Annotated in this window: 22 protein-coding genes, 1 tRNA gene and 3 pseudogenes; 20 read left to right on the forward strand and 6 right to left on the reverse strand. The window is 71.2% G+C overall.

Annotated features, from left to right (window positions below; translation table 11 throughout):
* Positions 1 to 84 precede the first annotated feature (84 nt).
* Both R4Z63_RS14965 and R4Z63_RS14970 read left to right on the forward strand, forming a co-directional pair.
* Positions 85 to 225: pseudogene (locus R4Z63_RS14965) on the forward strand (phosphorothioated DNA-binding restriction endonuclease family protein); the annotation flags it as partial.
* Positions 225 to 443: pseudogene (locus R4Z63_RS14970) on the forward strand (phosphorothioated DNA-binding restriction endonuclease); the annotation flags it as partial. The pseudogenes R4Z63_RS14965 and R4Z63_RS14970, both read left to right, overlap by 1 nt.
* A 1-nt stretch (position 444) precedes the next feature.
* Here R4Z63_RS14970 and R4Z63_RS14975 read toward each other — a convergent pair.
* Together R4Z63_RS14975 and R4Z63_RS14980 are read right to left on the reverse strand one after the other, a co-directional pair.
* Positions 445 to 873 (reverse strand): type II toxin-antitoxin system VapC family toxin, encoded by a 429-nt coding sequence (locus R4Z63_RS14975; RefSeq protein WP_384445720.1) that lies wholly within the window; start codon positions 871 to 873, stop codon positions 445 to 447.
* Entirely contained in the window at positions 870 to 1,145 is a 276-nt protein-coding gene (locus R4Z63_RS14980; protein ID WP_384445722.1) for a hypothetical protein, read from the reverse strand. The genes R4Z63_RS14975 and R4Z63_RS14980 overlap by 4 nt, the downstream gene beginning before the upstream one ends.
* Positions 1,146 to 1,871: 726 nt before the next feature.
* Here R4Z63_RS14980 and R4Z63_RS14985 point away from each other — a divergent pair.
* The 6 genes and pseudogenes from R4Z63_RS14985 (at position 1,872) to R4Z63_RS15010 (ending at position 7,157) form a co-directional block, all read left to right on the forward strand.
* Positions 1,872 to 2,087: a type II toxin-antitoxin system VapB family antitoxin gene (locus R4Z63_RS14985; RefSeq protein ID WP_037920122.1), complete on the forward strand. Its 216-nt coding sequence runs from the start codon at positions 1,872 to 1,874 to the stop codon at positions 2,085 to 2,087.
* Complete coding sequence (locus R4Z63_RS14990; RefSeq protein ID WP_384445724.1) at positions 2,084 to 2,506, forward strand: PIN domain nuclease; 423 nt, start codon at positions 2,084 to 2,086, stop codon at positions 2,504 to 2,506. Before R4Z63_RS14985 ends, R4Z63_RS14990 begins: the two co-directional genes overlap by 4 nt.
* 285 nt (positions 2,507 to 2,791) lie before the next feature.
* A pseudogene (locus tag R4Z63_RS14995) lies at positions 2,792 to 3,535 on the forward strand (phosphorothioated DNA-binding restriction endonuclease); the annotation flags it as partial.
* A 265-nt stretch (positions 3,536 to 3,800) separates the two neighbouring features.
* Positions 3,801 to 4,661 carry a poly-gamma-glutamate hydrolase family protein gene (locus tag R4Z63_RS15000; RefSeq protein WP_384445726.1) on the forward strand — a complete coding sequence of 287 codons (861 nt, stop codon included), beginning with the start codon at positions 3,801 to 3,803 and terminating at the stop codon, positions 4,659 to 4,661.
* A gap of 166 nt (positions 4,662 to 4,827) precedes the next feature.
* The gene (locus R4Z63_RS15005) at positions 4,828 to 5,907 is read left to right on the forward strand and encodes a hypothetical protein (RefSeq protein ID WP_384445728.1); all 1,080 of its coding nucleotides are present in this window, start codon (positions 4,828 to 4,830) and stop codon (positions 5,905 to 5,907) included.
* Complete coding sequence (locus R4Z63_RS15010) at positions 5,904 to 7,157, forward strand: hypothetical protein (protein WP_384445730.1); 1,254 nt, start codon at positions 5,904 to 5,906, stop codon at positions 7,155 to 7,157. The genes R4Z63_RS15005 and R4Z63_RS15010 overlap by 4 nt, the downstream gene beginning before the upstream one ends.
* Before the next feature lie 94 nt (positions 7,158 to 7,251).
* Here the strand turns inward: R4Z63_RS15010 and R4Z63_RS15015 are convergent, their stop codons facing one another.
* Positions 7,252 to 8,064 carry a VOC family protein gene (locus tag R4Z63_RS15015; protein ID WP_384445732.1) on the reverse strand — a complete coding sequence of 271 codons (813 nt, stop codon included), beginning with the start codon at positions 8,062 to 8,064 and terminating at the stop codon, positions 7,252 to 7,254.
* 103 nt (positions 8,065 to 8,167) lie between these two features.
* On the opposite strand from R4Z63_RS15015, the gene R4Z63_RS15020 reads away from it, so the two are divergent.
* Entirely contained in the window at positions 8,168 to 8,779 is a 612-nt protein-coding gene (locus R4Z63_RS15020) for an HhH-GPD-type base excision DNA repair protein (protein ID WP_384445734.1), read from the forward strand.
* Positions 8,780 to 8,918: 139 nt separating this feature from the next.
* Positions 8,919 to 9,392, forward strand: coding sequence for a cupin domain-containing protein (locus R4Z63_RS15025; protein WP_037920132.1), 474 nt, complete (start codon positions 8,919 to 8,921; stop codon positions 9,390 to 9,392).
* Here the strand turns inward: R4Z63_RS15025 and opcA are convergent.
* Positions 9,341 to 10,273 carry a glucose-6-phosphate dehydrogenase assembly protein OpcA gene (opcA, locus tag R4Z63_RS15030; RefSeq protein WP_037920134.1) on the reverse strand — a complete coding sequence of 311 codons (933 nt, stop codon included), beginning with the start codon at positions 10,271 to 10,273 and terminating at the stop codon, positions 9,341 to 9,343. The genes R4Z63_RS15025 and opcA overlap by 52 nt on opposite strands.
* A gap of 20 nt (positions 10,274 to 10,293) precedes the next feature.
* Positions 10,294 to 11,907 carry a helicase HerA-like domain-containing protein gene (locus R4Z63_RS15035; RefSeq protein ID WP_384445737.1) on the reverse strand — a complete coding sequence of 538 codons (1,614 nt, stop codon included), beginning with the start codon at positions 11,905 to 11,907 and terminating at the stop codon, positions 10,294 to 10,296.
* Positions 11,908 to 11,995: 88 nt separating this feature from the next.
* Here R4Z63_RS15035 and R4Z63_RS15040 point away from each other — a divergent pair, with 88 nt between their 5' ends.
* Together R4Z63_RS15040 and R4Z63_RS15045 are read left to right on the forward strand one after the other, a co-directional pair.
* A complete protein-coding gene (locus R4Z63_RS15040; RefSeq protein WP_008740979.1) occupies positions 11,996 to 12,292 on the forward strand; it encodes a type II toxin-antitoxin system VapB family antitoxin in 297 nt (98 codons plus the stop codon).
* Positions 12,293 to 12,384: 92 nt separating this feature from the next.
* Positions 12,385 to 13,062: a LytR C-terminal domain-containing protein gene (locus R4Z63_RS15045; RefSeq protein ID WP_078556246.1), complete on the forward strand. Its 678-nt coding sequence runs from the start codon at positions 12,385 to 12,387 to the stop codon at positions 13,060 to 13,062.
* A gap of 55 nt (positions 13,063 to 13,117) precedes the next feature.
* Here R4Z63_RS15045 and upp read toward each other — a convergent pair whose 3' ends face one another.
* Positions 13,118 to 13,753, reverse strand: coding sequence for a uracil phosphoribosyltransferase (upp, locus tag R4Z63_RS15050; protein ID WP_030647077.1), 636 nt, complete (start codon positions 13,751 to 13,753; stop codon positions 13,118 to 13,120).
* Between the two features lie 163 nt (positions 13,754 to 13,916).
* Between upp and R4Z63_RS15055 the strand changes: the two genes are divergently transcribed.
* The 8 genes from R4Z63_RS15055 to R4Z63_RS15090 all read left to right on the forward strand — a co-directional run bounded on the left by R4Z63_RS15055 (position 13,917) and on the right by R4Z63_RS15090 (position 18,775).
* On the forward strand, positions 13,917 to 14,855 hold the full coding sequence (locus R4Z63_RS15055; RefSeq protein WP_384445738.1) for a universal stress protein: 939 nt from the start codon (positions 13,917 to 13,919) through the stop codon (positions 14,853 to 14,855).
* 84 nt (positions 14,856 to 14,939) lie between these two features.
* On the forward strand, positions 14,940 to 15,119 hold the full coding sequence (locus tag R4Z63_RS15060; RefSeq protein WP_030647083.1) for a hypothetical protein: 180 nt from the start codon (positions 14,940 to 14,942) through the stop codon (positions 15,117 to 15,119).
* A 294-nt stretch (positions 15,120 to 15,413) separates the two neighbouring features.
* The gene (locus R4Z63_RS15065; RefSeq protein WP_037920141.1) at positions 15,414 to 15,962 is read left to right on the forward strand and encodes a tRNA adenosine deaminase-associated protein; all 549 of its coding nucleotides are present in this window, start codon (positions 15,414 to 15,416) and stop codon (positions 15,960 to 15,962) included.
* Between the two features lie 59 nt (positions 15,963 to 16,021).
* Positions 16,022 to 16,450, forward strand: coding sequence for a tRNA adenosine(34) deaminase TadA (gene tadA, locus R4Z63_RS15070; RefSeq protein WP_052030466.1), 429 nt, complete (start codon positions 16,022 to 16,024; stop codon positions 16,448 to 16,450).
* Between the two features lie 113 nt (positions 16,451 to 16,563).
* A tRNA-Ser gene (locus tag R4Z63_RS15075) sits at positions 16,564 to 16,648 on the forward strand.
* A 168-nt stretch (positions 16,649 to 16,816) separates the two neighbouring features.
* Positions 16,817 to 17,146 carry a hypothetical protein gene (locus R4Z63_RS15080; protein ID WP_037920143.1) on the forward strand — a complete coding sequence of 110 codons (330 nt, stop codon included), beginning with the start codon at positions 16,817 to 16,819 and terminating at the stop codon, positions 17,144 to 17,146.
* Between the two features lie 370 nt (positions 17,147 to 17,516).
* Entirely contained in the window at positions 17,517 to 17,678 is a 162-nt protein-coding gene (locus R4Z63_RS15085) for a hypothetical protein (RefSeq protein WP_172671302.1), read from the forward strand.
* Positions 17,679 to 17,881: 203 nt separating this feature from the next.
* On the forward strand, positions 17,882 to 18,775 hold the full coding sequence (locus R4Z63_RS15090; RefSeq protein WP_384445741.1) for an RNA polymerase sigma factor SigF: 894 nt from the start codon (positions 17,882 to 17,884) through the stop codon (positions 18,773 to 18,775).
* Positions 18,776 to 18,925: the final 150 nt, after the last annotated feature.

The raw sequence follows: 18,925 nt of genomic DNA on the forward strand, positions 1-18,925 counted from the left end.
CACGAACCATCCACACCCGTGTCGCCAAGGGTTCACGCACATGTGCGCGCACGTCCGGGTCGGCGGTCACTACGATCGCCGGTCATGGACTGGCTGGAGCGGACCGCGACGCTGAGGCAGTGGACCAGAGGCGGGGCGCGCGCTCCCCACAAACCAGTGCTCCTCCTGTACGCCCTCGGCCGGTTCCAGCAGGATGCAGACGGTGGGCTGTTCTACAGCGCGGTGTCCTCGTCTCGCAGCACTTCGTCGGCCGCAGCCCCGCAGCCCGCGAGCACGTCATAGCCCTCGCGGGCCGCCCCCTCATCGGCCCACAACCAGGCATGCCACCCGTGGCGGCGCACCACCGCTCCTGGCACACCAGCCAGGTCTTCCACGGCACCCCACGTCCCGGCGCAGATCGTCCGCGAAGTCGATCTCGCGAGGACTCGCGCACCCGCCCGTAGGTCAGCCCTCGTACTCCCACGGGTTGAGCAAGAGCGCGCCAGTCCGGGCCAGGTGCTTGACGTTCCGGCTCACCAGGGTCCACCCGTTCGCCAGAGCGGTGGCGGCGATCAGCGCATCCGGCGGATCGATGCTGGTTCCGGCGCTCTTCAACTTCCGATGAAGGGCAAGGTACGCGAGGGCTTCCTGTTCTCCGATGGCCGCGATCCGGTCGCTGTAGTCAACGCGGATGCTGTCGAGCACCCGCTCGAAAGCGGCACGCCGTACCAGGTCTGGTGTTTCCGCGACGCCCGCCTCGATCTCCGCGATCGTGATGACGCTCAGGTAGAGGCCGGTAGACGGGACCGAACGGGCCCAGGCCACAACAGCCGGAGCCGGCTTCGGCCGGGTGGTGATCTCGGAGACCACGTTGGTGTCGAGCAGGTAGATCACTCGCCACTCGCCGCATCGTCGTAGGAACGCTGCCCGAACTCCAGGCCCTCGAACGGGGCCGACTCAAGCCGATCGAGAAATCCGTCACTGCCGAGAGTGGCCCACCGATGAAGCATCTCCGGTAGCGCGTCGATGTCGGTGTCGGCGAGCTCGGCGTCGAAGTGCCCGAGCTGCCGCTCGGGCAAGGACTCCCGGATCTCTCGAATCGTCCGGAGCGGATGCGGATCTTCAGGCCGACGGGGCGGCAGCGGGAGGTTCGGGGCAGTACTCATGATCGGCTCCTCCACGAAGCGGTCCGCGGGCCCATACCTGGGGACAAGCCTAGGCGGGCCGGCCGCCCCGCAAGCTGGATCCCGTCGAACCCATGCTGCCTGGTCTCAGTTCTGGTCTCATTCACGCCTGTCCGGGCCCGCCCAGACAGGGCCGCCCGGGACGCTCCGCCGAAGGTCAGGACGCCCCCGGCCCCCGACGGACCCCCGTACGAACATTTGGAAAGCGTGTTGGGGGCACCCCCTCACGAGTTCGGATCTCGTATCCTCCGCAGTCGCCTGAACAGGCGAAACGAAGACCCCGGACCGCCGAATGCGGTCCGGATCTTCGGCATGCTCTGGTTGCAGTTCTGGTTGCGTTTATATCCGACATAAGGTGCATGTCGATCGCCTCGCACCGAGTCGAGAGCGCTTCACGCACACGATGCCGATACGAGCCCGAACAAGGGCTCGCGGCACGAGGGGCGCCGCATCCCACGGAGTCGCGAACACGAGGGTGTCAGCTGGCCGCGACCTCATGCCCGGCCAACGAGCATCCGGATGCCCCCTCCCGCACCGAGCAGATTCCGACACCACCCCCACCCTGACAGAGTGCGGCCCGTTCACCCCTCCGGAACCTCCACCCGAGCCTGCCGTGGACACCCGGCAGCCACGAGGAAGAGAACACAGCGCAGCGATGACCTAGGAGAGGTATAGTTTTCTCCATACTTGATATCAAGGAGGTGTACCATGAGTCGTACGGTGATCGACCTCGATGACGAGCTGGTCGCGGACGTGGCCAAGGCTCTGGGGACCAGCACCAAGAAGGAGACGGTCAACACGGCCCTGCGCGAGGTACTGGAGAACAGGCGGCGCGCGCTGGCCTTGACCCGCCTGCGCGCCGCGGCCGACGAAGGCGCGTTCGACCTGACGCTGTTCGAGGAAAAGAGGAACTACCGACGGTGAACGCTGCTCTCTACCTGATGGACACCAGCGCCCTCGCCCGCTTCCTGCGGGGCGACGCGGAGCAGTACGGCTGGGACCAGGCAGCAGCAGCCGGCCTGATCGCCACATGCCCCATCACGGAGCTGGAGTTCTTCTACAACGCCCGATCGGCCGCCGACAGAGCGCGGGGCATCGAGGACGTCCGGCTGATCTTCGGCTGGGTCCCGGTCGACGACCGGGCCTATGACCGGGCCTGGCAGGTACAGGAGGCCCTCACGAAACAGGGCAAGCACCGCAGCGCTGGTGCAGTCGATCTCGTCGTCGCCGCAACCGCCGAGTTGCAGGGCCTCACCCTCCTGCACCGTGACCACGACTTCGAGTGCATCGCCGCGGTCACCGGCCAACCCCTCCAGTGGTACGGCCCGGAGAGCCGCAAGTAGTCGGGCAGTGGTTGCAGTTCTGGTTGCATTCGCCTTCGTCCAGGGCGGACCGCTCTAGCGGCTGGGGTCTTCTGCATGTCCTGCTCTCAGTTTCGGCCTCATTTACTTGCCATATTCACGACATTTCTCGCAGCACACCAGGCTCCTTGGGGAGCGGCGAGCGTCGGGGCCAACGGGTGCACGCCGCGATCGGCAACCACCCCACCGCCGCGGCCTCGTGACGGGCTCTTCTCCGATCCCGCTCGCTTCGGGCTTCTCGCCGCGGCGCCACTACGATCGCCGGTCATGGACTGGCTGGAGCGGACCGCGACGCTGAGGCAGTGGACCAGAGGCGGGGCGCGCGCTCCCCACAAACCGCTGCTCCTCCTCTATGCCCTCGGCAGGTTCCAGCAGGATGCCGACGGCGGACTGCTCTACAGCGCGGTGGAGGAGGACCTGAAGCGGCTGCTGGCCGAGTACGGTCCGCCCCACAGGACGACGCCCGCCTACCCCTTCCACCACCTGGCCGGCGACGGCGTGTGGGAGGTCCGCACCGACCGCGGACCCGGCAGCCCCGGACCAGCGGTGCGGGAGCTGCGGGCGGCCGGGGCGGTCGGGCGGCTGGCGCCGGAACTGCGGGCGGCCCTGCGGCGGGAGCCGTCGCTGCTGGGCCGGATGGCGCGCGTACTGCTCGACCTGCACTTCCCGCCCTCCCTGCACGGCGAACTGTGCGAAGCGATCGGCCTGGAGCCGGAGCCGGCGGAGACCGGAGTGCTGTCTCCGGCACGGCGGCAAAGGGACCGGCGCATGCGGGAGCTGGTGCTGACGGCCTACGAGTACCAGTGCGCCTTCTGCGGCTACGACGGGCGGATCGGGACGGTTCCGGTCGGGCTGGAGGCCGCGCACGTGCGCTGGTGGGCGTTCGACGGCCCCGACGAGGTCGACAACGGCCTGTGCCTGTGCGCGCTGCACCACAAGCTCTTCGACAAGGGCGTCCTCGGTGTCGGTGACGGCCACCGCATCCTCGTCTCGCAGCGCTTCATCGGACGATGACGAGGACACTGCCGGCGAACTCCCGGTCCGGGCCGCCCGCCTGAGGGGACGCAGGCACCTCCGACCAGCGAGGTGAGGGCTGGTGGACGGATAACCCGCATGCCCGTCCCGTCCGACAGCCGCTAAGGTTCGGGCCATCGGATGGGGGGATCCGACTCTTCGGTCACGCCATCGTGTGGCATGCGGTCCTTCCCGGTTCCGTGCCAACGATCCGGCGTGGTGCCCGTCCGCGGACCGGCCCGCACAGACCGAAGGAACAACGATGTCCCAGTCCCACACCAGTCGCAGGACCGTCCTCACCTCCCTCGTGGCGGCAGCCGCGGGCGGCCCGCTGCTGACCGGACTCACCGCGACTCCGGCCGCCGCCGCCGGAGGCGACACGTACAACTCGAACTCGGACCTGTACGCGAAGACGGTCGAGGGCGAGGACTTCGCCCGCCGCTTCAAGCGGCACGAGGTCTCCGACCACGACAAGGCCACCACGCCCCGCCCCCATCTGACCACCGTGCTGGCCATCCACGGCGGCGGAATCGAGATGGGCACGTCCGAACTCTGCCTGGGCATAGCGGGCTACCGGCCCGACACGCTCGCCCCCGTGACGGCGGGCGCCCCGGTGTACGACTACTGGATGCTCGAAGGCATGCGCCCCTCCAACAACGGTGAGCTGCACGTCACCGCCTCGCACTGCGACGACCCGGTCGCCCGTTCCATGGCCGCCGCCAGCGCCAACGTCCTCAGCCTGCACGGCTGCACCGCAGCGCAAGCCGGCGCTCCCACCAGCCGGCCCGAGGCGGTCGTGGTCGGCGGGCTCAACACCCGCTTCCGCCAACTGCTGTCCGCGAAGCTGGGCGACGCCGGCTTCCAGGTGCTCGGCAACGACCCGGAGGACCTCAACGGCGACCTCCCGGCGAACATCTGCAACCGCACCCTGACGGGCGAGGGCGGCGGCCAGCTGGAGATGACCACGGAGCTCCGCCGGAGCCTCTTCGGCACCTTCTCCGGTGCGAGCAACCGTGCGGCCACCGCCAACGCGGACTTCTGGAAGTTCGCCAACGCCTGCCGTGACGCCATCGCGGCCATGGAGGCGGAGCAGTTGGCCCGCAAGAGCCTCTTCGACCACTGAGCCTCTTCGCCCACGGAGCCGGCCGGCCCGCGGGCAGGTCGGCAGCCCACACCCTGCGCTCCGCCGCCGAACCGCTGCCGGCCGGGGGCCCTCAACTGCTCTGCCGCGCCGGAAATTACCATCAGTGCGTTTGTTCTGATCCACGCGGTTCACACGGGGGAATGACATGGGTATCGGTATCGGTATCGGACGGCGAAGGGCCGCCGGCATCGCGGCAGGCGCGGCGGTGCTCGTCGCGGGTGCCTGCCTCTACGGTGCCAGTGCAACCGGCAGTTGGCCCTTCCGGGCGAGCTACTGCTGGGGAGCATGGCAGGAGGACAGCGGTCCGGACTTCCTCGGCGAGAAGGCGCTGGGGAAGTCCGAATCCGAGCGGCGGGCCGAGGAGTCGGCTCCGCCCTCGGCCACCGCACCGAACGCCACCTGCACGGTCACCATCTCCTCGTCCGTCGCCGACGACGACTCGGACGACCCGCTGAACTTCGACGAGCGCGTCACCCTGGCATACGGGCCCCTCCCTGCCGCGGCCGAGGAACGCCGGGCGTGGATGGCCCACTTCTTCGACGGTTCCGCCTCGCCGCTGCCCGACGGTCTGAGCGGGCTGGTCGCCGGCGACCGGGCCATGCTCGTGCTTCCCGAAGCCTGCGACGTGTCCGGCAGGCCGTCCGTGGTCACGCTGCGCAGCGAGGGCTGGGGCGACGGCCATCTCGGCAAGAAGGCCATGCCCTTCGCCATCGGCAGCCGCATGGATGTGGCACGGATGCTGCTGGACGCGGCCGACACCACCATGGCGAAGGCGGGGTGCAAGCCCGACAAACCGCTGCGCTCGACGTCGCCCATGGCGGTCACCGCCGAGGAGGAGGACGGGGCCTCGACTCCTCTGTGCCGGATTCCCGGGGTGACCTTCGAATTCGGGAAGGAGTCCACCTACCGCCAGCGGATCGGTGTGGTCGCCGCACACCTCCACACGTGCTCGGTGGTGTCGCGCGTGCGCGGCGTACCCGAAGAGCCGGCCGCCCAGTTCGTGATGGCGTCCGAGCCGCGGATGGCGACCCTCTTCGACGGGCTTCCGGAGGGCGCCGGCCACGGCCTCGTACGAGCCACCTGTGACGGACGGCCGACGGTGTTCTACGGGAACATCGGCCCCGGGCTGGCCGGCCGGGCCGTCCCCGGCGGCGAGCAGGTGTTCGCGAACTTCGTCAAGTCCGTCAGCGGGCGCATCGGATGCACGGCAGGAGAGAACGCGTGAGCGCGAACGTGAACGGACTCGGATCGGACGAGAACACCGCGGCCGGCGACGAGGGAACGGCGACGCCGACAGCGGCGACGCCGACAGCGGCACCGTCGGCGGTGGCGGCCTTCGTCGGAGGCCCGGACCGGATCCCCGCCCCGGAGCCCGCCCCGCCCTCGGCGGTGCGCCGGCTGCTGCGGAGCCGTACGGTACGCGCGACGGCGGCCGGCGTCCTCGCCGGTGCCCTGCTCGGTGCCGGCACGGTGGCCTGGCAGACCGGTACCCTCCCGCTGCTCGGCCCCGCACCGTGCTGGGACTCGCTGAGCGACTCGACGATGTCCGCACTCTTCGGTGACCGCCGGACCGAGGTCGAGGAGCAGAAACTGCAACCCGACTCGCGCGGCCGCGGCCTGGTCCACGGCCAGTGCCGCATCACCAGTTACAAGGGCGATCAGGTCAAAAGGCAGCTGACCGTACGGGTGCACAAGCTGGACGGACTGACCGGAAGCGACGCTCGGCAGTGGCCCGAGGAGTTCCTCGCGGCCGGCATGGTGTCCCTGGGCGAGGGCCTGCCCGGAATGACTTCCTCCTCCCGCGCCTGGCTGGCGATCCCCCAGTCGTGCACCGGCAGGCCGTCCGCGTTCGAGGGGCCGGTCGTGGTCGATGTCGGCATGGGCTCGGCCGGCCTGGAGATCTCGCCCGAAGACGAGCGGGAGGACCGCGCCGCGCTGGCCCACGCCGTGGTGGACGCGGCCAACGGAGTCATCCGCGATTTCGGCTGCTCCGGGGCCTACCGGTCGCCCGACCTGCCGAAGGAGGTCGTCACCTGGCAGGACACCGGGCCGGACGCCTTCTGCGGCATCAAAGGACTCACCCTCCCGGCGGAGTACCGCGAGAGCCTGGCACGCACCCGGATCAGCGGAGCGGGCACCCCCGCCCGGATCTGCGAGTCGGCCCCCGACTACCCCAGGGCCGTGCTGCGGCTGACCACCGTCACGGACCCGGCGCTGGCGGACGTCTTCTCCCAGGACGTCCTCAAGGGAGGGACGTCCTTCAAGGGCTCCAACGGGCACGGATCGCTCAACGTGACCCGGGCCGTGTACCGGGCCCGCTGCCAGAGCGGATACGTGATCTTCATGATGGAGCAGAAGGACACGATGGGTAAGGCCGGCTTCGCCCCCCTGCGCACCCTGATGCCCGCCTACGTCGAGGCGGAGTCCGAACGCATCGGCTGCGGCCCCGAGAAGGTGACGCTGCCGCAGCCCTGACGGGTGTGCGGGGGCAGCCGATCGGCAGGGCTGCCCCCGGGGTCCGTCCGGCAGGGCTGCCCCGTGTTCCGTCCGGCGGGGCCGGTGCCCGGGATCAGCCGAAGGTCGGCATCTCCCCGACCGTCGTCGACATGTCGATCACCGCGAAGGCGGCGCCCTGCGGGTCGGAGACCGCCGCGAACCGGCCGAAGGGGCTGTCCATCGGCCCGAAGTGCAGCTTCCCGCCGTGCTTCTGCGTCTTCGACACCGCCTCGTCGCAGTCCGGGACCCCGAAGTAGACCTGGATGTACGGCGGCACCTCCGGGGGGAAGTCGTCGCCCATCTTCATCCGGCCCAGCACCGGCCGTCCCGGGTCGCCGACGTTGAAGACCTTGAAGTCCATGTCGGCCGTCTCCGGGTCGTCGCCGGGGTCCATCTGCTGGGCGCTGTACGGGAAGACCTTCGTCAGGAAGGCGTCCGGCTTGTCCGGCTCCCTGGTGAAGACCTCCGCCCAGGCGTAGGAACCCGCCTCGCCCGCCTTCTCGAAGCCCCGGTGGTCGCCGGGCTGCCAGACGCCGAAGACGGCGCCGCTCGGCTCCTTCGCGATCAGCATCGTGCCGAAGGGGCCGACCTGCATCGGCCCCATCAGGACCTCGCCGCCGTTCTCCGTCACCTTCCCGGCCGTGGCCGCCGCGTCGGGGGAGGCGAAATACAGGCACCACTGCGAGGGGGCGTCCACCCCGGGCATCGGCGGTACGACGGCCGCGACGGCCTTGCCGTCCGAGTAGGCCTGCGTGTAGTTGCCGTACTCGCTGCTGGACTCGCCGAAGGTCCAGCCGAGCACGTCGGCGTAGAAGGTCTTGGCACCCTCCACGTCCCTGAACATCGCGTCCACCCAGCACGGCGCGCCTTCGGGGAACTCAAGCATGATCGATCGACTCCTCGACTCGTTCCTTGCTGTCGTCGTACTCACGCTAGGCGCGTGGTGTGCCGACCGCGCGGGGAGCGCGCCCGCGCGGGACGCTGGAGCCATGGACAAGGACATCACCATCCGGCTGGCACAGCAGCCCGACGCCGACGCGCTGCTCGGCCGGAGCCCGCTCGCCGCACTCGTCGGAATGCTGCTGGACCAGCAGGTGCCGATGGAGTGGGCGTTCTCCGGGCCCTGGACGATCGCCCAGCGGCTCGGCTCCGACGACCTGGACGCGCACGCGATCGCCGCCTACGACCCGGAGGCCTTCGCCGCCCTGCTCTCGGAGAAGCCCGCCGTGCACCGGTACCCGGGGTCGATGGCCACGCGGATCCAGCAGCTGTGCGCGTACCTGGTGGAGCACTACGGCGGAGACGCCGAGGCCGTTTGGGCCGACGCGGCGACGGGGCAGGAGCTGCTGGGGAGGCTCAAGGCGCTGCCGGGCTTCGGGGAGCAGAAGGCGCAGATCTTCCTCGCCTTGCTGGGCAAGCGGTTCGGGGTGCGGCCGACGGGATGGCGGGAGGCGGCGGGTGGCTACGGCCGGGCGAACGTCTACCGTTCGGCAGCCGACATCACCGGGCCCGAGTCCCTGGCCAAGGTGCGGGCGCACAAACAGGAGATGAAGGCCGCCGCCAAGGCCGCGAAGACCGCCAAGACCGAGGGCGGCTCCTGACCCGTCCCGGCCGCCGTGACCGCTCCGGCCCCGGTCAGGGTCGGCCGGGCCCGGGGCGGGGGACCGGCCCGGATTGACCGGCCGCAGGGGGTCCCGATTGGCCCCTGCTGCCGGTCGGTCGGGTCCGTAGCGTGGAGGCATGACACAGATCGCGACCCGCGCCGCCACCGCCGAGGCCGTCCAGGACGCCCCCGGCAGCCTCATCACGCTGCTGACCGACACCGCCGAGCTCACCTGCAACACCGCCGCCTTCGAGGAGGGCGCGGCGGGCGCCCCGGTGCACTTCCACACCAGGGCCACCGAGTTCTTCCACGTCACCGCGGGGCGCCTCGACGTCCTCGTCGGCGACGAGGTCCAGACCCTGGGCGCCGGCGACTTCATCGCGATTCCGCCGGGGGTGAAGCACGCCTTCGCCCCCGCCCCCGGCCACACGGCGAGCGTCTTCGTCGGCTTCACCCCCGGCATGGGCCGCTTCGACTACTACCGGCTCCTCGGCCGGGTCCACGCGGGCGAGGCCACCGTGCAGGACATCAAGGACAGCTCGGCGGCCTACGACAACCACTATGCCGAGAGCCCCGCCTGGAGCGGCCGCCGCCGCAGCGCGGAGCCGTAGACCACGTCCGCGTCGAGGCGGCGCAGTTCCTCCGCGATCAGTTCGGCGCCGCTGCGGATCTTCAGGGCCACCCTGCGGTCGGGGCTCCCCGGCAGGATCAGGGTGGCGAGCGCACCAGCGGGCCGGTCCACCCGGATGTCCCCGCCCGTGGTGTGCAGCACCACCCCGGTGATGACGGGGCCGTCCGTGGCGATCCGGTCCACCGGCACGCCGAGCCGGTCCTCCAACCAGCGCGCCAGCAGCTCGGCGCTCGCGTTGTCGGGTTCGCTCTCCACCGCCGCCCCGGTCACCGGCAGCGGAGTCTGGTCCAGGGCCGCGGCCAGCAGCGCCCGCCACGGCGTGAGCCGGGTCCAGGCCAGGTCGGTGTCGCCCGGCTGGTAGCCGGCGGCCCGCTCGTCGAGCACGCCCACCGGGTCGAAGGCGGCGGCCGCGTCCGTGATCCGGCGCTGCGCGAGCGCGCCCAACGGGTCGCGCGCCAGGTCGGCGGGGGCATCGGCCGGCCACCAGGCCACCACCGGCGCGTCCGGCACCAGCAGCGGCAGCACGACCGATCCGGCCTGCTCGGTCAGCGCCCCGTGCAGGCGCAGCACCACGAGCTCCCCGGCCCCGGCGTCCGACCCGACCCGGAGTTCGGCGTCCACCCGACTCGCGCGGAGCTTGTGCGGGCCGCGCGAGACCCGCTTGATGACCGCGATGATGCGGCACGGGTGCTCGTGCGAGGCCTCGGAGGCCGCACGTACGGCGTCGTAGGCGTTCTCCTCGTCAGTGACGACGACGAGCGTCAGCACCAGCCCCATGGTGGGGCTGCCTATCGCCCGTCGTGCTGCGAGCAGGGCCCGATTGACCTTGCTGGACGTGGTGTCGGTGAGTTCGGTCCGCATGCCCCGAGTCTGTCACCGCGTCATCGACGCCTGCGCGCCGTACCGAAGACGGAGCGCGAGATCTCCCGACCCAGCTGGGTTCCGATCGACCGGGCGAGCGACCGGAACAGCCCGCTGCCCAGGACCTGCTCGGCCGGGGAGCGGTCCGCCTTCGGAGCGCCCCGGCCGGCCGCCCTCGCGGCCTCCTTCCGCGCCGCCTCGGACTCCTTCTCGGCCGCGGCGGCCGCGGCGGCCGCCTCCGCCCGGGCCTCCGCGGCGGCCTGTTCGGCGCTGATCCTCTCGTACGCCGACTCGCGGTCGACCGGCTGGGCGTAGCGCGACCAGAGCGGCGAGGCCTTCGCGGCCTGCTCCAGGTCGGCCGCCGCGATCGGTGCCATCAGGGACTGCGGGGCGCGCAGCCGGGTCGCCGCGACCGGGGTGGGGGCGCCGTTCTCGCCGAGCACGGTGACCACGGCCTCGCCGGTGCCCAGCCCGGTGAGCAGCTTCTCCAGGTCGTAGGCGGAGTACGGGAAGGTCTTCGCGGCCGCCTTCAGCGCCTTGGCGTCGTCGGGGGTGAAGGCGCGCAGGGCGTGCTGCACGCGGTTGCCGAGCTGGGCGAGCACGTCGGCCGGCACGTCCTTGGGGGTCTGCGTCACGAAGAAGACGCCGACGCCCTTGGAGCGGATCAGCCGGACGGTCTGGGTGACCGACTCCAGGAATGCCTTCGAGGCCCCGCCGAAGAGCAGATGGGCCTCGTCGAAGAAGAAGACGAGCTTGGGCTTGTCCAGGTCGCCGACCTCCGGCAGGTCGGCGTACAGGTCGGCGAGCAGCCACATCAGGAAGGTGGAGAAGAGCTGCGGCCGGTCCTGGACCGCGGGGAGTTCCAGTACGGAGACCACCCCGCGGCCGTCGGCGGCCGTGCGCAGGAACTCGCCCGTGTCGAACGCGGGCTCGCCGAAGAACTCCGCGGCCCCCTGCGCCTCGAAGGCGGTCAGCGCCCGCAGGATCACCCCGGCAGTCGCCGTGGACAGTCCGCCGATGCCCTTGAGCTCCGCCTTTCCCCGGTCGGACACGAGGAAGGCGACGACCGCGCGCAGGTCCTTGAGGTCGATCAGCTCCAAGCCCTTGGTGTCGGCGTAGTGGAAGATCAGGCCGAGGGATTGCTCCTGGGTCTGGTTGAGCCGGAGCACCTTCGCCAACAGCACCGGGCCGAAGGCGGTGACGGTCGACCTGACCGGGATGCCGGGGCCGATCCCGCCCAGCGAGTAGAACTCGCCCGGGTAGCCGGTGGGCTCCCAGCTCTGGGCCACGTCCCGGGCCCGCTCGTCGATCCGCTCGCCGCGCGTACCGGGTGCGGTGATCCCCGAGACGTCGCCCTTGACGTCGGCGAGGAAGACGGGGACCCCGTGCGCCGACAGCTGCTCGGCGACGAGCTGGAGCGTCTTGGTCTTGCCGGTGCCGGTGGCGCCGGCGACCAGCCCGTGCCGGTTGAGCATCGACAGGGGAATGCGGATCCGGTGGTCGGGCAGGCACGCGCCGTCCCAGAGGAGGGCGCCCAGATCGAGCGCGGGTCCGGTGAAGGCGTACCCGGCGGCGATCTGTCCGGCCGGGTCCGTCGGGTCCGCGGCGGTGGTGGCGTCGATGCTCTCACCCATGGATCACTCCCGAAATAGCACTCTTCGTCACTTTTGCACCGCCCTTGCGAGGCTGCGCCCGCAGGCACGGGCCCGGTAGGCTTTCCGTGTGATCTTCAAGCGCATCGGAAGCGGGCGGCCGTACCCCGACCACGGCAGGGAAACCACCCGGCAGTGGGCGGACGTCGCGCCGCGCCCGGTCCGGCTCGACCAGCTCGTGACGACCAAGGGCCAGCTGGACCTCGAAACGCTGCTCGCCGAGGACTCCACCTTCTACGGCGACCTGTTCGCCCATGTCGTGAAGTGGCAGGGCGACCTCTATCTGGAGGACGGGCTGCACCGCGCCGTGCGCGCGGCTCTGCAGCAGCGTCAGGTGCTGCACGCCCGCGTCCTGGAGATGGACTGACGCTTCGCGCGGATTGCGCCTTTCGGGTCGCCATTGACCTATCAGCAGATCATTTAGTAGGCATCACCACCAGGTCGCACTACGCTGCGCCCATGAGCATGCTCACTCCCCCCGGCATGGGCGGAAAGTACCGCGTCACGGGGACCGCCTACCCCCGCATGAGCCGTAAGCGGAGCCGACGCCGGATCGTCCTCGCCGTGCTCGGCTCAGCCCTCGCGCTTGCCCTGGTCGGCTACGGGGCACTGCAGCTCATCGGCGTGTTCCGCGGCGACGGGCCCAAGCGGAACACGGCTGCCGGTGCCAAGGACTGCCCGACGAAATCGCCCGAGGCAGCGGCCAAGGGCGGCGCCCCGGCGGCCGCCGCCACGGCGTCCGCACCCGCAGGTCCGGCGGTGGTACTCCCCCAGCCCGGCACGATCACGGTCAACGTCTTCAACGCGACCCAGCGGGCGGGTCTGGCCAAGGCCGTCGGTGACGAACTGGCCAAACGCGGCTTCCTCGTCGGCACCGTCGGCAACGCCCCGGCCGACTTCGACAAGAAGGTCCCCGGGACCGGGATACTGCTGGGCTCCCCGACGACCGACAAGGCCGTCTTCGCCGTGCTCGGCACCCAGCTCCCCGGCACCACCCAGCAGACCGACACCCGTGAGACCGCGGACGTCGACCTGATCCTGGGCGACGCCTTCCAACAGCTCAGCACGAAGGAGGACGCGGACAAGGCGCTGGCCCTCCTGGCCAACCCCGCGCCCGCGCCCGCCAAGAACTGCTGAGCCGCCGGGCACACGGTCCGGCGACCCCGATGGGGCGGCCGGACCGCCCGGGCGGCTACTCCGCCGAGCCGTACATCCGGTCACCGGCGTCGCCCAGGCCCGGCACGATGTAGCCGTGCTCGTTGAGCCGCTCGTCCACCGCGGCCGTCACGACCGTCACCGGCGTGCCCGCCAGGTCGCGCTCCATGACCTCGACGCCCTCGGGCGCGGCCAGCAGCACCACGGCCGTGACGTCGTCGGCGCCACGCTTGATCAGTTCCTGGATCGCCGCGACGAGCGTGCCGCCGGTGGCGAGCATCGGGTCCACGACGTAGACCTGGCGACCGGAGAGGTCCTCCGGCATGCGGGTCGCGTACGTGGAGGCCTCCAGCGTCTCCTCGTTGCGGACCATGCCCATGAAGCCCACCTCGGCGGTCGGCAGCAGCCGCACCATGCCGTCCAGCATGCCCAGGCCCGCCCGCAGGATCGGGACGATCAGCGGCCGGGGGGCCGAGAGCTTCACGCCCGTGGTCGGGGCGACCGGCGTCTCGATGTCGGCCTGCTCGGTGCGCACGTCACGGGTGGCCTCGTAGGCGAGCAGGGTCACCAGCTCATCGGCCAGCCGCCGAAAGGTGGCGGAATCGGTGCGCTTGTCGCGCAGGGTGGTGAGTTTGTGCGCCACCAAGGGGTGATCGACGACCTGCAAACGCACAACATCCTCCAAAACTCAGCCTGCGACCAGCAAAAACGGCCGCACGACGCGACCTGCACCCAAAAGGCTACGCGCTGACGCGGCCCCTTCGCGTCGGAAGCGGCGGCCACGCCCGCAGCGGCCTGCGGATGCGACCCGCCCGGACGCCCAGCACGCTGGACGGGTGAGCAACGCACTGGTGATCGCAGCCGTCGACGGGTCCGAGCACAGCCTCAAGGCCCTCCAGTGGGCGCGGGGCGCCGCCCTGCGGCACGCTACCGGGCTTCTCGTCGCCCACGTACTGCCCGATCATGCCCAGTTGTACGCGGGCCGCCGGGCGTCCCTGCACGACGCCTCCGAACCGCAGGAGTACCCCGACCCGGTGCACGACTGGGTCAGGAGCGTGCTCGGCGAGGGCGCCGCGCTGCCGGACGGGGTCCGGTACGAGTCCCTGGAGGGCTCCGTCCCCGAGGCGCTGCGGGTGATCGGTGCGGGCGCCCTGATGCTCGTGATGGGCTCGCGGGGCCGCGGCGGGTTCGCCAGCCTGCTGCTCGGGTCGAGCAGCAGGGCGGTGGCCTCGACCGCCCCGTGCCCCGTGGTGGTGGTCCCGCACGCCGAGCGCGATGCCGGGGCCGCCTCCGAGGCGTCCGCCGGACGCGTGGTGCTCGGGCTGCACGCCGCCGAGACCCCCGACGACGTACTGTCCTTCGCCTTCGCGGAGGCGGCCGTGCGGGGGACCACCGTCCAGGTGGTCTCCGCCTACGCCGTCCCGCCCGCGCCGGCCCTGGTGATCGACCGGCCCTTCGAGGTGGTCCCGCCGGAGGGACTCGCCGACGGTGGGGACGGCGTACCGGCCGAACGGGAGATGCTCCGCTCGCAGGCGCAGCGGTTGGAGCCGCTGCGCGCGCGCTTCCCGGACGTCCCCGTCGAGCAGGCCGCCGTCCCCGGGGACCCGGCGGGCCGGCTCGTCGACGCCTCCCGGTCGGCGGCCCTGGTGGTGGTCGGCCGCCACCACCCCAGGCGCACCGCCATGTCCCTGCAGATCGGCTCGGTGGCCCATGCCGTACTCCACCATGCGCACGGCCCGGTCGCGATCGTCCCGACGCTCAGGGACGAGGCCTGACCTGCACAGGGGTGGCATCAAACCCCCGGTCCGGGGGAAGGTGGGTGCAGGGGGAAACGACCGACCAGCCCAGGGTGGTGGCCGATGCCCGACACGCAGCCGAGCGACGACACTCCGGAGACCGCGGCGCAGCGCCGAGCGCGCCGCGCGCAGTTCCTGCGCGACCTGATGGAGGCCCGCGCCCTGCGCGATCGCGTACAGCCCCGCCGCGCCCGTGCGGCCCGTATGCGCCAGCAGATGCGTATGCGCACTTTCCGCTGGTGATCCCGGCCGGATCACCCGGGTGGGCCGGGCCCGACACGGGCGACCCGCCCGGCGACCGGCGCCGCCTGCGCCACCCCGGCACGCCCCGGCACAGGGGCCCCGCACACGGCCCGGCGGGGCGCGGCGCGGAACGGCGCGGCACGACGCAAGCGCGGAAGACCTCTCGCAACGCCGCCGTTTCTGCCACGATGCCGATTGGGCGGGGCAGGGCGGCGAGCAGCACGGCCGTTCCGCTCCAACCTCCGGCCGGGGGGACCTCCAACCGGCACGCCTAAGACCAGTGGGAGAGTCACGGTGTATTTCGCCGCACTGCTCGCGCGCACCGAAGACGGGTGGGAAGCGAGCGACATGGAACTCGACGACGTCGAGTCCCTCAGTGATCTGATCGATCTCGCCCGTTCCGCCGCTGTCGACGACGACACGGTGGTCGCCCTCATCGAGGAGGAGGACGCCTGGTTCGGCGTCGTCCGCGTGGACGGCGAGGAGGACCCGCGGTACTTCGTGTCGAACGCCGCCGCGGCCGCCCGCAGCTCCTACGGCTCGATGCTGACCAAAGAGCTGCTGGGCAGCGACGAGGAGGACGACGAACTCGACGAACTGGACCTGGACGGCACCGAGGACGGCGAGGAGGAATCCATCGCCGGGTTCACGGACGAGGACACCGGCGAGGACGGGGAGCGAGGGGCCGGTTCCGAGCCGGCACCGGCCGGTCCGCTCGGCGACCCCCGGCTGCTGGACGACCTCGGGGTGACCAACAAGCAGCTGATGACACTGGACGGGGACGCCCTCTCCGAGATCGCCGAGTCCCTCGGCGCCACCGAGGTCCTGGAGGCCGTCCGCTAGTGCTCGGCACCGACACCACCGATCCCGTCGATCCCGTACGGGACCCGTGGCGGACCTCCATGCGCCTGGCGCTCCAGGAGGCCGCCCGGGCGGTGCCGGCCGGCGACGTGCCGGTCGGCGCCGTCGTGCTGGGCCCGGGCGGGGAGATCCTCGCCACCGGACACAACGAACGCGAGGCGAGCGGCGACCCCACGGCGCACGCCGAGGTCCTGGCGCTGCGCCGGGCCGCCGCCCGGCTCGGGGAATGGCGGCTTCCCGGGTGCACCCTCGTGGTCACCCTGGAGCCGTGCGTGATGTGCGCGGGCGCGCTCGTTCAGGCACGCGTCGCCAGGGTCGTCTACGGCGCGGACGACGAGAAGGCCGGAGCCGCCGGCTCGCTGTGGGACCTCGTCCGCGACCGCAGGCTCAACCACCGGCCGGAGGTGGTGCGCGGTGTGCTGGGCGACGAGTGCGCGCGGCAGCTGACGGACTTCTTCCGCGACCTGTGAAGCCTCGCCCCACCGGCCCCTGACAGCCTCCTGACGGCCTCCGAAACGCCCCCGGGACACCGCCGGGCCCACCGATTTCGGCGGATGGGGTTCCTTAGGCTAGGATCCATCTCGGTAGTGTGTCCGAGTGGCCGAAGGAGCTCGCCTCGAAAGCGAGTATGGGGCAACCCATCGGGGGTTCAAATCCCTCCACTACCGCTTCGACCGAGAGCCCCGCCCCGCAAGGGTCGGGGCTCTCGGCGTACTTCCAGGGCGTCGGTGTATTTCCGGGCCGCTCGGGGGGCGCACGCACCGGGCCGACCGGAATACGTACGGGGAGGGACACAGGCGGGGGCGCCCCCGATCGGCCCTCCGGAGGACAGCGGCGTGACCGCCCGCCCCCTCGGCCGTTGTCACGGCATGACCAAGACCCAGCGCATCCTCGCCGCCTTCGCCCTCGCGGGGGCCGCCGCGGGCCTCGCCGCACCCGCCGCGTCCGCGGACACGGCCCCGATCTCCCCCCTCTCCCTTCCGGACGTGCCGATCCCCTCGCCCGGGATGCCCGCGGGGGCCCAGCCCGCCTCCGTGCAGGAGGTGGTCGGAAAGGTCGGCGACGGCGCGAACGGGCTCAACGCGCTGGCGGACCTGCCCAACCAACTGGCACCGGTGATCGCCCCGGTGCAGCCCCTCACCGACCTGGCCGGCGCCATCCAGTAGCCCGCGGCCGCGCGGGCGGACACGAAGAAGGCCCCGACCGGGGTCGGGGCCTTCGACGCGTTCGGACGGGGGAAGTGGCGTCATGGGGACAAGCCGCTTCCCCCGACGAGGACGGGCCCGCCGGCCCGGGCCGCAGTCAGGGGGGGGAAGCCCGCGGCCCGGACCCCGCAGTGGGGCCCTGTCCCTCACCCTCCGGTTTCCTGCCAGAACCGGTGGGCTCACCTCAATCCTGCGGCCGCCACGACCGCCGACCGACCGGCGAAAGACCCGGAAAACCGGGTCATTGGTCCTTAAAGGACAGGTGAGTGCCCAAACCTGACCGGTTAGACTCACCCGACTCGCAAGGACCGGTTGGGGAGGCCGCCCGCACGTGGACACCAGGAAGCTCATCACGGGTGCCCTCACCGTGTTCGCCCTCTTCGTGATCATCACCCAACCGAAGCGAGCCGCCGAGATCGTCGGAATAGGCTTCCAGGGGATATCGGATGCCGCCTCGGGCATCGGCGAGTTCATAACCGAACTGGTGCGCTGACCCGTACGCCGAAGCGGTTCCCGGACTTCCGGCCCCCCACTCGACGGGTGGGGGGCTTTCACGTACCCACCACCAGGCATAATGCCCCGATATGCCCAACTTGCCCTCAACACGGCGATATACGGTGCTTGCACACAGTGCACATCTCTTGTGATGCTATGACCGCTTTTGACGGATGAATTGACTGAAGGGGTGGCGTGACCGTGCCGGCCAGTACTGCGCCTCAAGTGCCGCCCCAGCAGGACCCCCAGGTACCACCCCAGCAGGAACCCCGCACCGGGACCCGTCAGGCGCAGCCGCCCGAGGAGCTCCCTGCGACCCCGAGACCCGCGAGCCGGGGCGCGGACACCCGGGCCCTCACCCAGGTCCTGTTCGGCCAGCTGAAGGACCTCCAGCCGGGCAGCAGCGAGCACGCCCGGGTCCGCGGGGCCCTGATCGAGGCGAACCTCCCGCTGGTCCGGTACGCGGCCGCCCGCTTCCGCAGCCGCAACGAGCCGATGGAGGACGTGGTCCAGGTCGGGACCATCGGGCTGATCAACGCCATCGACCGCTTCGACCCGGACCGCGGAGTGCAGTTCCCGACCTTCGCGATGCCGACGGTCGTGGGCGAGATCAAACGCTACTTCCGCGACAACGTCCGCACCGTCCACGTGCCGCGCCGCCTCCACGAGCTGTGGGTGCAGGTCAACGCCGCCACCGAGGACCTCACCACCCTCCACGGCCGAACCCCGACCACGGCCGAGATCGCCGAACGGCTGCGCATCACCGAGGACGAGGTGCTGTCCTGCATCGAGGCCGGGCGCAGCTACCACGCGACCTCGCTGGAGGCCGCCCAGGAGGGCGACGGCATGCCCGGGCTGCTGGACCGGCTCGGCTACGAGGACCCGGAGCTGGCCGGGGTCGAGCACCGCGACCTCGTCCGCCACCTCCTCGTACAACTGCCCGAACGCGAGCAGCGGATCCTGCTCCTGCGGTACTACAACAATCTGACGCAGTCACAGATCAGTGCGGAGCTCGGCGTCTCCCAGATGCACGTCTCACGGCTGCTCGCCCGGAGCTTCGCCCGACTGCGATCCGCAAACAGGATCGAAGCGTAATCAGAACGGGTGTACAGCAATCACCTGTTTCCCGACAGAACGGGCTGATCACGTTCTGCCCCCTTCTGTCGTCGGAGCTATATGTCGACATGGCGCTACAGCGTGTTGCCGACATGTGACATTCTGCGTGAACCGCGTTTGCCGCGGCCC

It is taken from the genome of Streptomyces sp. PL-29 (genome assembly GCF_058344425.1).